The organism is Streptomyces nigrescens, assembly GCF_027626975.1.
Taxonomy (GTDB): domain Bacteria; phylum Actinomycetota; class Actinomycetes; order Streptomycetales; family Streptomycetaceae; genus Streptomyces; species Streptomyces nigrescens.
In genome coordinates this window covers 7,594,371-7,605,915 of sequence record NZ_CP114203.1, presented here as the reverse complement: position 1 = coordinate 7,605,915, position 11,545 = coordinate 7,594,371, and the positions used below count along the sequence as shown (strand labels likewise).

At 70.3% G+C, this 11,545-nt stretch carries 9 protein-coding genes; 2 read left to right on the top strand and 7 right to left on the bottom strand.

Features of this window, described 5'->3' with window-relative positions:
* Nucleotides 1-4: 4 nt before the first annotated feature.
* Nucleotides 5-718, bottom strand: coding sequence for an MBL fold metallo-hydrolase (locus STRNI_RS33750; protein WP_018087626.1), 714 nt, complete (start codon nt 716-718; stop codon nt 5-7).
* Between the two features lie 163 nt (nt 719-881).
* Between STRNI_RS33750 and STRNI_RS33745 the strand changes: the two genes are divergently transcribed.
* Both STRNI_RS33745 and STRNI_RS33740 read left to right on the top strand, forming a co-directional pair.
* Nucleotides 882-1,712 carry a peptidylprolyl isomerase gene (locus STRNI_RS33745; RefSeq protein WP_148589583.1) on the top strand — a complete coding sequence of 277 codons (831 nt, stop codon included), beginning with the start codon at nt 882-884 and terminating at the stop codon, nt 1,710-1,712.
* A gap of 251 nt (nt 1,713-1,963) precedes the next feature.
* Nucleotides 1,964-3,193 carry a DUF349 domain-containing protein gene (locus STRNI_RS33740; protein ID WP_277412571.1) on the top strand — a complete coding sequence of 410 codons (1,230 nt, stop codon included), beginning with the start codon at nt 1,964-1,966 and terminating at the stop codon, nt 3,191-3,193.
* A gap of 98 nt (nt 3,194-3,291) precedes the next feature.
* On the opposite strand, the gene STRNI_RS33735 is transcribed toward STRNI_RS33740, so the two are convergent.
* From STRNI_RS33735 to ruvB, 6 genes are all read right to left on the bottom strand, one after another.
* Nucleotides 3,292-5,922: a RelA/SpoT family protein gene (locus STRNI_RS33735; RefSeq protein ID WP_277412570.1), complete on the bottom strand. Its 2,631-nt coding sequence runs from the start codon at nt 5,920-5,922 to the stop codon at nt 3,292-3,294.
* 172 nt (nt 5,923-6,094) lie between these two features.
* Complete coding sequence (locus tag STRNI_RS33730) at nt 6,095-6,643, bottom strand: adenine phosphoribosyltransferase (RefSeq protein ID WP_277412569.1); 549 nt, start codon at nt 6,641-6,643, stop codon at nt 6,095-6,097.
* A complete protein-coding gene (gene secF, locus STRNI_RS33725) occupies nt 6,640-7,755 on the bottom strand; it encodes a protein translocase subunit SecF (RefSeq protein WP_277412568.1) in 1,116 nt (371 codons plus the stop codon). Before secF ends, STRNI_RS33730 begins: the two co-directional genes overlap by 4 nt.
* 1 nt (nt 7,756) lies before the next feature.
* Nucleotides 7,757-9,541, bottom strand: coding sequence for a protein translocase subunit SecD (gene secD, locus STRNI_RS33720; RefSeq protein WP_274734405.1), 1,785 nt, complete (start codon nt 9,539-9,541; stop codon nt 7,757-7,759).
* A 152-nt stretch (nt 9,542-9,693) separates the two neighbouring features.
* Nucleotides 9,694-10,218 carry a preprotein translocase subunit YajC gene (gene yajC, locus STRNI_RS33715; protein ID WP_018087635.1) on the bottom strand — a complete coding sequence of 175 codons (525 nt, stop codon included), beginning with the start codon at nt 10,216-10,218 and terminating at the stop codon, nt 9,694-9,696.
* Between the two features lie 162 nt (nt 10,219-10,380).
* Nucleotides 10,381-11,472 carry a Holliday junction branch migration DNA helicase RuvB gene (gene ruvB / locus STRNI_RS33710; RefSeq protein ID WP_018087636.1) on the bottom strand — a complete coding sequence of 364 codons (1,092 nt, stop codon included), beginning with the start codon at nt 11,470-11,472 and terminating at the stop codon, nt 10,381-10,383.
* Nucleotides 11,473-11,545: the final 73 nt, after the last annotated feature.

Below are 11,545 nucleotides of genomic sequence, written 5' to 3'. Positions count from 1 at the left end.
CTCGTCACATTCCTCGTCGTGGAGCCGGACTGAAGCCGTCTCCGAGGCCGGCGGCCACTTCCCGCAGGAAGGGGTTGGTGGCGCGCTCGCGGCCGATGGTGGTCTGGGGGCCGTGGCCGGACAGGACGACGGTCGAGTCCTCCAGCGGCAGGCACACACGCGCCAGCGACTGCAGGATCTCGGCGTGGTCGCCGCCCGGCAGATCGGTGCGTCCGATGGAGCCGGCGAAGAGCAGGTCGCCAGAGAAGAAGACCGGCGGAATGTCGGCCTGCTCGGGCATCCTGAACGTCACCGACCCCTTGGTATGGCCCGGGGCGTGCGCGACGGAGAACTCCATCCCGGCGAGTTCCAGGGCGGCACCGTCGCTCAGCTCCTTGACGTCGTCCGGCTCCCCCACGGTGAGTTCGCCCATGAGCTGCTGACCGATGGAGCGACCGAGGGCCTTCTCCGGGTCGCTCATCATGTAGCGGTCCGAGGGGTGGATCCAGGCCGGGACATCGTGCGCGCCGCACACCGGGACCACGGAGGCGACATGGTCGATGTGGCCATGGGTGAGGACGACCGCGACGGGCTTGAGCCGATGCTTTTTGACCGCGTCCTCGACTCCTTGGGCCGCCTGGTGGCCCGGGTCGATGATGACGCACTCCTCGCCGGCGGCGGGGGCGACCAAGTAGCAATTGGTGCCCCAGGCCCCGGCGGGGAACCCGGCAATCAGCACGTTCGTCCTTAAAGGTCGGTGGTGGGGGTCGGTCCGCGGGGACCGCTCCCGGACATCTCGGCAGCTCCAGAGCCTACCGGCGGGACTCCCGGCAGGGCGAACCCGTATACGGTACGGCCACGGCGGCCGACAGCGATCGGTGATCGGACGAAGGAGACGACCGGTGGTCAGCAGAGATCAGCGGAGACGGCAGCTCGCCAGGGAGAAGTACGAGCGCCAGCAGCAACGGCGGTCCGCGGACCAGCGGAAGGCCAAACGCCGCAATGTGATCATCGCGTCCGTCGTGGCCGTCGCGCTGGCCGCCGGTGTCACCGCCTATGCCTCCACCGCGCTGGCCGGCAACGACCAGGACTCCGACCGGGCGGCGGCGACCCCGCCCCCCTCCAAGGCCCCGGACCCGTGCGGCAAGCCCGCCAAGGGCACGCCCTCCACCAAGACCTGGAAGAAGGAGCCGGCGATGTCCCTCGACACCTCGGCCTCCTACTCCGCGAAGCTGGCGACGACCTGCGGCACGGTCGAGCTGAAGCTGGACGCCGCCAAGGCGCCGCACACGGTCAACTCCTTCGCCTTCCTGGCCGGCCAGGGCTACTTCGACCACAGCAAGTGCCACCGCCTGGTCGACCAGAACATCTACGTCCTGCAGTGCGGCGACCCGAAGGGCACCGGCCAGGGCACCCCCGGCTACACCATCCCGGACGAGAACCTCAAGGACTCCCGGCTCAAGGGCGGTGTCTATCCGGCGGGCACGGTCGCGATGGCCAACCGCTATGACGGCCGGAGCGACAAGACCCGCAACTCCGGCGGCAGCCAGTTCTTCCTCGTCTACCAGGACAGCAAGCTGCCCCCGAACTACACACCGTTCGGCACCGTCACCGGCGGTATGGACGTGCTGAAGAAGATCGCCAAGGCCGGTTCGACGCCCGACCCGCAGACCGGCAACACCGCGCCGAACGCCACCGTCGTGATCGACAAGGCGACCGTCAAAAAGTCCTGACCTGCCGGTCGACCTGGGGGTGATGCATCGGCGCTCGCTGTACGAACCGCGGAATTTCGGTCGTGCTGGATGCGGACAGCCGACCGCCGGTCGCCTAGATTGGCGTTGTGTAGGGTGCCTGCTCCGACGGCTGCCACCCTCACCCGCAATTCAGCCCGTCGGACCGGTCAGGGCGCGGCTCTGCCGGACAGAAACTGTGGACGATGCCGGGGGGCCGCACGCCCCCGTCGGCATCATGTGGAGGAGGCGCTGTGAGCAGCGACCCATGGGGCCGCGTCGACGAGACGGGGACCGTGTACGTGCGTACCGCCGATGGCGAGCAGGTCGTCGGATCGTGGCAGGCGGGAACTCCCGAGGAGGCCCTCGCCTACTTCGAGCGCAAGTATGAGGGCCTGGTCGTCGAGATCGGCCTCCTCGAGCGCCGGGTCAAGACCACCGACCTGTCGGCGAAGGACGCCACGACCGCGATCGAGCATCTGCGCACCCAGGTCGACGAACACCACGCGGTGGGCGATCTGGACGCGCTGAAGAAGCGGCTCGACAAGCTCGTCGAGGCCGTCGAATCGCGCCGCGAGGAGCGCAAGGCACAGAAGGCACGGCAGAGCACCGAGGCCCGGCAGGCCAAGGAGAAGCTGGTCGCCGAGGCCGAGGAGCTGGCGGCCAGCGAGCAGTGGCGGGCGGCCGGGGAACGGCTGCGCGCACTGGTCGACACCTGGAAGAGCCTGCCCCGGCTCGACCGCAAGGCGGACGACGAGCTGTGGCACCGCTTCTCGCACGCCCGATCGGCGTTCTCCAAGCGGCGCAAGGCGCACTTCGCGTCGCTGGACGCGCAGCGCGAGGAGTCCCGTAAGGCGAAGGAGAAGCTGGTCGCCGAGGCCGAGGCGCTGTCGAACTCGACGGACTGGGGGGCCACCGCGGCCCGCTACCGCGAGCTGATGGCGGACTGGAAGGCCGCCGGACGCGCCCAGCGCGAGCACGAGGACGATCTGTGGAACCGCTTCCGCGGCGCCCAGGACGTCTTCTTCCAGGCACGCGGTGAGGTCTTCGCGGAGCGCGATGCCGAGCAGCGGGAGAATCTGACCCGCAAGGAGGAGCTCGCCGTCGAGGCCGAGAAGCTCCTCCCCGTCTCGGACCTGAAGGCCGCGCGGGCGGCGTTCCGCTCGATCAATGAGCGGTGGGAGGCCATCGGCCATGTCCCGCGGGACGCCCGCCCGAAGATCGAGGGCCGGATGCACGCCGTCGAGCGGGCCATCCAGGAGGCCGAGGAGACCGAGTGGCGCCGGACGAACCCCGAGGCGCGGGCCCGTGCCGCGGGGCTGACCGGCCAGCTGCAGGACGCCGTCGACAAGCTGCAGAAGCAGATCGACACGGCCCGGGCGGCCGGCAACAACGCCAAGGCCGACAAGCTCGGCCGGGAGCTGGAGGGCCGCAAGGCGCTGCTGGACCAGGCGCTCAAGGGCCTGGAGGAGTTCGGCGGTTGATGGTGCGGTGAGCCGCCGCCGCTCTCGCGGAGGTGGTTGAGAAGGGCCCCGGCACGGATTCCGTGCCGGGGCCCTTTTCGTTGTGCGGTTGTGCGGTTCTACGGCCTGCGGGCCGACGTCACCCGATAGACGTCGTACACGCCCTCCACGCTGCGCACGGCCTTCAGCACATGGCCCAGATGCTTCGGGTCGCCCATTTCGAAGGTGAAGCGGGAGGTGGCGACGCGGTCGCGGGAGGTCTGGACGGCCGCCGAGAGGATGTTGACGTGCTGGTCGGACAGGATCCGGGTGACGTCCGACAGGAGCCGGGAGCGGTCCAGGGCCTCGACCTGGATGGCGACCAGGAAGACCGAGGACTGGGTGGGCGCCCACTCGACTTCGAGTATCCGCTCCGGCTGCCGGGACAGCGAGTCGACGTTGACGCAGTCGGCGCGGTGCACCGAGACGCCGTTGCCGCGGGTCACGAAGCCGATGATGGGGTCGCCCGGCACCGGAGTGCAGCAGCGGGCCAGCTTGACCCACACATCGTCGACGCCCTTGACGACCACCCCGGGGTCTGCGCTGGAACGGCGCTTGGAACGCGGCCGGATCGGGGTCGACTCGGCGATGTCCTCGGTGGCCTCGTCCTGGCCGCCGAGCGCCTGCACCAGCTTCTGGACGACACCCTGCGCGGCGACATGACCCTCACCGATGGCGGCGTACAGCGAGGAGATGTCGGGGTAGCGCATCTCGTGCGCGAGGGTGACCAGGGAGTCGCCGGTCAGGATCCGCTGGATCGGCAGGTTCTGCTTGCGCATGGCGCGCGCGATGGCGTCCTTGCCCTGCTCGATCGCCTCGTCGCGGCGCTCCTTGGAGAACCAGCCACGGATCTTGTTGCGGGCCCGCGGGGACTTGACGAAGCCGAGCCAGTCGCGGGACGGCCCGGCGCCCGCCGCCTTGGAGGTGAAGACCTCCACCAAGTCGCCATTGTCCAGGGTCGATTCGAGCGGAACGAGGCGCCCGTTGACCCGCGCCCCTATCGTGCGGTGGCCGACCTCGGTGTGCACCGCATACGCGAAGTCGACGGGGGTGGCACCGGCCGGCAGCGCTATGACATCGCCCTTGGGCGTGAAGACGAAGACCTCGTTGCGGGACAGGTCGAAGCGCAGGGACTCCAGGAACTCGCCGGGGTCCTCGGTCTCCTTCTGCCAGTCCAGCAACTGCCGCAGCCAGGCCATGTCGTTGACGGTGTCCTGGCCCTTGCCGGCGTTCTTCGGTACGTCCGTACGGATCTTGGACGCGCCCGCTACCGCCTCCTGCTTGTACTTCCAGTGGGCGGCGATGCCGTACTCGGCGCGGCGGTGCATGTCGAACGTACGGATCTGGAGTTCAACGGGCTTGCCGCTGGGGCCGATCACGGTCGTGTGCAGCGACTGGTACATGTTGAACTTCGGCATCGCGATGTAGTCCTTGAACCGGCCGGGGACCGGGTTCCATCGCGCGTGGATGGTGCCGAGCGCGGCATAGCAGTCGCGGACGGTGTCGACGAGGACGCGGATGCCCACCAGGTCGTAGATCTCGGCGAAGTCGCGGCCGCGCACGATCATCTTCTGGTAGACGCTGTAGTAGTGCTTGGGGCGGCCGGTGACGGTGGCCTTGATGCGGGCGGCGCGCAGATCGGCCTGGACCTCGTCGGTCACTATCGCCAGATACTCGTCGCGCTTGGGCGCCCGCTCGGCGACCAGCCGCACGATCTCGTCGTACATCTTGGGGTAGAGGATCGCGAAGGCGAGGTCCTCCAGCTCCCACTTGATGGTGTTCATGCCCAGGCGGTGGGCGAGCGGAGCGTAGATCTCCAGCGTCTCGCGGGCCTTCTTCTCCTGCTTCTCCCGCTTGAGGTAGCGCATGGTGCGCATGTTGTGCAGCCGGTCGGCGAGCTTGATGACCAGGACGCGCGGGTCCTTGGCCATCGCGACGACCATCTTGCGGACGGTCTCGGCCTGCGCCGCCTCGCCGAACTTGACCTTGTCCAGCTTGGTGACACCGTCGACCAGCAGCGCCACCTGGTCGCCGAAGTCGCGGCGCAGGGTGTCCAGGCCGTACTCGGTGTCCTCGACGGTGTCGTGCAGCAGGCCCGCCATCAGCGTGGCCGGGTCCATGCCCAGCTCGGCGAGGATCGTCGTGACCGCGAGCGGGTGGGTGATGTACGGGTCGCCGCTCTTGCGCTTCTGGCCGCGGTGCCAGCGCTCGGCGACCTGGTAGGCCCGCTCGACCTGGCGCAGCGTCGCGGTCTCGATCTTGGGGTCATTGCCGCGGACGGCCCGCAGCAGCGGCTCCAGGACCGGGTTGTACGGGCTGGAGCGCTGGACGCCGAGGCGGGCCAGGCGGGCGCGTACCCGGTTGGGGGAGCCCGAGCGGCCGGCGGGGGCGGGCGGCAGCGGCTTGGCGGCGGCGGGCTGGTCGGTCTTGGCGGGCGGCTTGGGCGCCCGGGACGGCACGGCGGCCGACTGGGACGAGGAGGAGGCGGGCCCCGGCTTGGGCGCCGTACGGGGCCGCTCGGCGGGCGCCGGGGACGCGGAGGTCGGGCCGGCCGGCGGCCGGGGCGTGGCGGTGCCGTCGGGCGCGCCCTGCCGCTCGGGCTGGGGCGCGTCCGAGGAAGCCACGTCCGTGGGCTTCGGCTCGTCCGGGCGCGCGGCGTCGGATCCCGTCGGACGCAGTCCGGGGGAGAGCGGCTGGGCCTCGTCTGGCAAGAGCACTCCTCAGGCGGTTCCGGACCCCAGGACCTCGTATGGGTCGGGGTGCCATGGTATCGACCCCGGCGCCGCAGCTCCCCCGCGGCCAGGGTTCCGTACATGACACAGCAGCGGGGGCACCCGGATTCTTCCGGATGCCCCCGCTGCCGGGGTGCTGTGCGCAACCGCCTCAGACCGTGAGCAGGGCCTCCAGCGGAGCGCCCTTCAGGCCCGGCTCCAGGCGCTGCCGCCCGGCGAGGAAGCCGAGCTCCAGCAGCACGGCCAGGCCCGCGACCTCGGCGCCCGCGCGGCGGATGAGCTGCAGCGAGGCGTCGGCGGTGCCGCCGGTGGCGAGGACGTCGTCGATCACCAGCACCCGGTCGCCCGGGGCCAGCGCATCGGCGTGGATCTCGATCTCGGCCGTGCCGTACTCCAGCTCGTAGGCCTGCCCGAGCGTGGTGCCGGGCAGCTTGCCCGCCTTGCGGACGGGGACGAAGCCGACGCCGGCCCGGACCGCGACCGGAGCGGCGAGTATGAACCCGCGCGCCTCCAGACCCACGATCTTGTCCACCCGGTGCCGCCCGCACAGCTCGGCGAACGCCTCGGTCAGCGCGCCGAAGGCCGCCGGGTCCGCCAGCAGCGGGGTGATGTCCTTGAACACCACACCCGGCTGCGGGTGGTCCGGGATGTCCGTGATCCGGCTGAGCAGGAGCTCACGCAATTCCGCGGGGGCGCTCACCGGCGCTTGCCCGACGGGCGGCCGCGTCCGCGGTTACGGGAGGCGGGCTGCTGGCGCGGCCCGACGACCGCGGTGCCGTCCTCGGCGTCCGCCGTGGCGGGGGCAGGCTCCTCGGTGTCCTCCTGGCCCGCGTCCTTGGCAGCGGCCGCGGCACGCTTCGCCTTCACCCTCTTGGCCAGTGCCTTTATCTGCGGCTCGCGGCCCTTCAGATCGGCGACCAGCGGGGTCGCGATGAAGATCGACGAGTACGCACCGGCGGCGAGGCCGACGAACAGGGCCAGCGAGATGTCGTTGAGCATGCCCGCGCCCAGGAAACCGCCGCCGACGAACAGCAGACCGGCGACCGGGAGCAGCGCCACGACCGTGGTGTTGATGGAGCGCACCAGGGTGCTGTTGATCGAGCGGTTGGCGATCTCGCCGTACGTGAAGCGGGTCTGCTTGGTGAGGTCCTTGGAGGCTTCCTTGAGGCTGTCGAAGACGACGACCGTGTCGTACAGGGAGTAACCGAGGATCGTCAGCAGACCGATGACCGTGCCGGGGGTGACCTCGAAGCCGACCAGGGCGTAGACGCCGACCGTGATCGTGAGGTCATGGATCAGCGCGATCAGGGCGGCGAGCGCCATCCGCCACTCGAAGGCGATCGCCAGATAGATCACCACGAGGACCATGAAGATCCCCAGGCCCAGCCAGGCCTTGTTGGCGATCTCCTCACCCCAGCTCGGGCCGACCAGCTGGGTGTTGACGTCCTTGACCGGGATGTTCAGGTCCTTGGCGAGCTCCTCCTGCACCGGCACCGCCTGCTTGGTGTCCAGACCGCTGATCTGGATGCGCAGTGCGCCGCTGCCGAGCTTCTGCACCACGGCCTGGTGGCCGCCCGACGCCGACTCGGCCTCGTGCTGGGCCTTCGGGGCGGACACGGAGGTCGGCGGCGTGGTGAAGACCGCGCCGCCGGAGAACTCGATGCCCATGTTCAGGCCGCGCACCGCCAGGCCGACGATGGCCGTGATGGTGATGAGGATCGAGATGCCGTACCAGATCTTCCGCTTGCCGATGAAGTCGTAGCCGACCTCGCCGCGGTAGAGCCGGGCGCCGATGTTTCCGAGCTTGGACATCTCACGCCTCCTTCGTCTGGGTGGGGGCGGCGCCGCGACGACGGCGCAGCGGCGGCTTGGCGCCCAGGCGCTTGGGATCGAGACCGGACCAGGGATGGCCGTCGGAGAAGAACTTCCGCCGGGCCAGCATCGTCATCAGGGGCTTGGTGAAGTAGAAGACCACGACGACGTCGAGGACGGTGGTCAGGCCGAGCGTGAACGCGAAGCCCTTCACCTTGCCGACGGTGACGATGAACAGCACCGCGGCGGCCAGGAACGACACGAAGTCGGAGACCAGGATCGTCCGGCGGGCCCGCGGCCAGCCGCGCTCGACGGCCGGGCGCAGGGTGCGGCCCTCGCGGATCTCGTCCCGGATGCGTTCGAAGTAGACGATGAACGAGTCGGCGGTGATACCGATGGCCACGATGGCGCCGCAGACCGCCGGGAGGTTCAGTGCGAACCCGATGGTCGGGCCGAGCAACGTCATGATCGTGTACGTCAGGATCGCCGAGACGAACAGACTCGCCAGCGCGACCAGGGCCAGACCCCGGTAGTAGGCGACGAGGTAGACGATGACCAGTGCGAGACCGATGGCGCCGGCGATCAGGCCGGCCTGCAGCTGCTCGCCGCCGAGCGCCGCGGTGACCGTGGTCTCGTCATCGATCTTGAAGGACAGCGGCAGGGAACCGTAGGACAGCATGTTGCCGAGGTCCTCGGCGGACTGCTGGGTGAACCCGCCCGAGATGGTGGCGGAGCCTCCCGTGATGGCCCGGTCCACCGAGGGGTCGGAAACGACCTGGCCGTCCAGGGCGATCGCGAACTGGTTCTGCGGCCGCTGCTTGGCGGCGAGCTTGCCGGTGACGTCCGCGAACTTCTTGCCGCCCTCGCCGGTGAGGTCCATCTGGACGATCCAGCCCTGGCCGCTCTGGCTGTCGAAGACGGCCTTGGCGTCCTTGACGTCCGTGCCCTCGACGCCGACCGGGCCGAGCACGTACTTCTGCGCCCCGTCGTCCTTGCAGGCCACGACCGGGTCGGACGGCTTGGCGTTCGCGGCCTTCCCGGCGGCGGTGGCGCGGCTCTGCTTCGTCGAGCAGTCCAGCGCGTTGAACTGCTTCTGGAGGGCCGGCGGAACGTCCGCGCCGGTCGGGGGCACCGGCGGAGCCGGAGGCGTGGAGGGCTTGGCCGAGCCGGAGGGGGTGGGCTTGTCGGACGGTGCCTTCTTCAGCGCGTCCGTCACCGCACGGCCCTGCGTCGTCGGCTTGGCGCTCGGCGACTGCGAGGACGACGCCTTCTGCTGGGAACCGGGCTGGTCCTTGGCCTGGTCACCCGCGGCCTTGTCGCCCTTGCCGTTCGCGCCGCTCTTGGAGGGGTTGGGCTTGGGCTCGGGGGTCTTGGTGCCCATCGTCGTGGTGATCACCGGCCGGAACCCGAGCTTGGCGGTGGTGCCGACCTGCTCGCGGGCCTGCTTCGCGTCCGTCCCCTTGGGGATGTTCACGATGATGTGGTCGCTGCCCTGTGTCTGGACCTCGGCCTCGGACACACCGAGACCGTTGACCCGCTGCTCCATGATGCCGGCGGCGGTCTTCATATTGGTCTCGTTGATCGCGTTGGGCTTACCCGGCTGGTTCTGGGCCGCCAGCGTGAAGCTGGTGCCGCCGGCCAGGTCGATGCCCAGTCGCGGCGTCATCGTGCCGGAGTAGAACATCCCTCCGATCAGCCCCGCCATGGCGATGAGGACCAGGATCAGGGTGCGGCCCGGATGCCCCTGGCTCGCGGGCGCCCTGCGGCCCTTCTTCGGTGCTGCCACCTTCTCGTATCTCCCTGTCCAACCCCTCGGCCCGGGTTTCCGGCCGAGGGGCCACGAAGTCTTGTGGGGACGTGCCCCCGCCGGAGCCTAGACCGTCCCGGAACCGCGGTGCACGACACACCACGCGTGCTCCGCGGTTCCGTAGGGGCGGACTACTTCGCGTCGTCGCCGGACTTCTTGTCGTCCTTGGCGGTGTCGGCGTCCGCCTTGACGGTGTCCTTGGCCTCGTCGGCGGGCTTGGCGTCCTTGGCCTCGCCGGCGGCGGGCTCGGCGTCGGCCGGAGCCCCGGCGGTCTTGCCCAGGTCGATCTTGTCGGCCTTCTCGGCCTCGGCGGCGTCGCCGGTCAGCGAGGAGGCGTCATCCGGGACGACCGGCTCGTCGCTGTGGATCGGGTCGGCACCGTCCAGGATGCGGTTGTACTCCTCGTCAGCAAGCACGGCGCCGATGGCGTTCTTGGCGTAAATGGCGTGCACGCCGGGGGCGACCTCCAGGAGGACGGTGTCCTCGTGGACTTCCTTGACGGTGGCGTACATGCCGCCGATCGTGCGGACGCCGGTGCCGGCCTGCATTTCGTTGCGCATCTGCGCGGCCGCCTGCTGCTTCTTCTTGGCAGACCGAGTCATCAGGAACATGGCCCCGATGAGGACGATGAAGGGGAGGAGAGTCACGATATTCACGGGACGGAAATTCCTTCGCACGACCGCGGATGCGCGATCTCATATACGGGGGTGGGAATGCCGTCCATACGAACGGCATCGGCGGAGTCTAGGCGAGTCCCCACCAGTGGAACAACGCCCAGCATCCCACCGCAGTTCCTGACCGGGCGAGTCCCCGCGCCGTCACGCTCCGAACAAGCCCTGCTGCCCGCCGGCGCCCGCTTGCTGCTGTGGCGGGACGAGCCCCAGGTGGGCCCAGGCCGCCGGGGTCCCGATCCGGCCCCTGGGGGTCCTGGCCAGCAGACCTTCCCGTACGAGGAACGGCTCGGCGACCTCCTCGACCGTCTCCCGCTCCTCCCCCACGGCGACCGCGAGGGTGGACAGGCCCACCGGGCCGCCGCCGAACAGCTTCAGCAGGGCCGTGAGCACGGCGCGGTCGAGGCGGTCCAGACCGCGGGCGTCGACCTCGTAGACCCCCAGGGCCTGGGAGGCGATCTCGCGAGTGATCAAGCCGTCGGCCTTGACCTGGGCGTAGTCGCGGACCCGGCGCAGCAGACGGTTGGCGATACGGGGCGTGCCGCGGGAGCGGCCGGCGATCTCGGCGGCGCCCTCCGGTTCTATGTCGACGTCCAGCAGCCCGGCGGAGCGGTGGATCACCCGCTGCAGCTCGGCGGGGGCGTAGAACTCCATATGGGCGGTGAAGCCGAAGCGGTCGCGCAGCGGGGGCGGCAGCAGACCGGCCCGGGTCGTGGCGCCGACCAGGGTGAACGGGGGAAGTTCGAGCGGGATGGCGGTGGCGCCCGGGCCCTTGCCGACGATCACGTCGACGCGGAAGTCCTCCATCGCCATGTAGAGCATTTCCTCGGCGGGCCGGGACATCCGGTGGATCTCGTCGAGGAAGAGGACCTCGCCCTCCTGGAGGGAGGAGAGGATCGCGGCGAGATCGCCCGCGTGCTGGATGGCGGGGCCGGAGGTGATGCGGATCGGGGCGCCCATCTCGGCGGCGATGATCATCGAGAGGGTGGTCTTGCCGAGGCCCGGCGCGCCGGACAGCAGGACGTGGTCGGCGGTGGCGCCGCGGGCGCGGGCGGCGCGCAGCACCAGGTCGAGCTGCTCGCGCACCCGCTCCTGGCCGACGAATTCCTCGAGGTCCTTGGGCCGCAGCGCGGCCTCGACGGCGGTGTCCTCACCGTCCGCGTCGGCCCCGACCAGCCGGTCGGGTGCGCCCGTGGCGGGGTCCTCGGTGGCGGGCGGTGCGGTGTCGTCCCAGTTCACTGCGGATTGCCTCGCGGGGTCGGGGCGGCCGGGCCGCCTGCGTGGTCGAACGGTCGGGGGCGCGGGGCCCGGG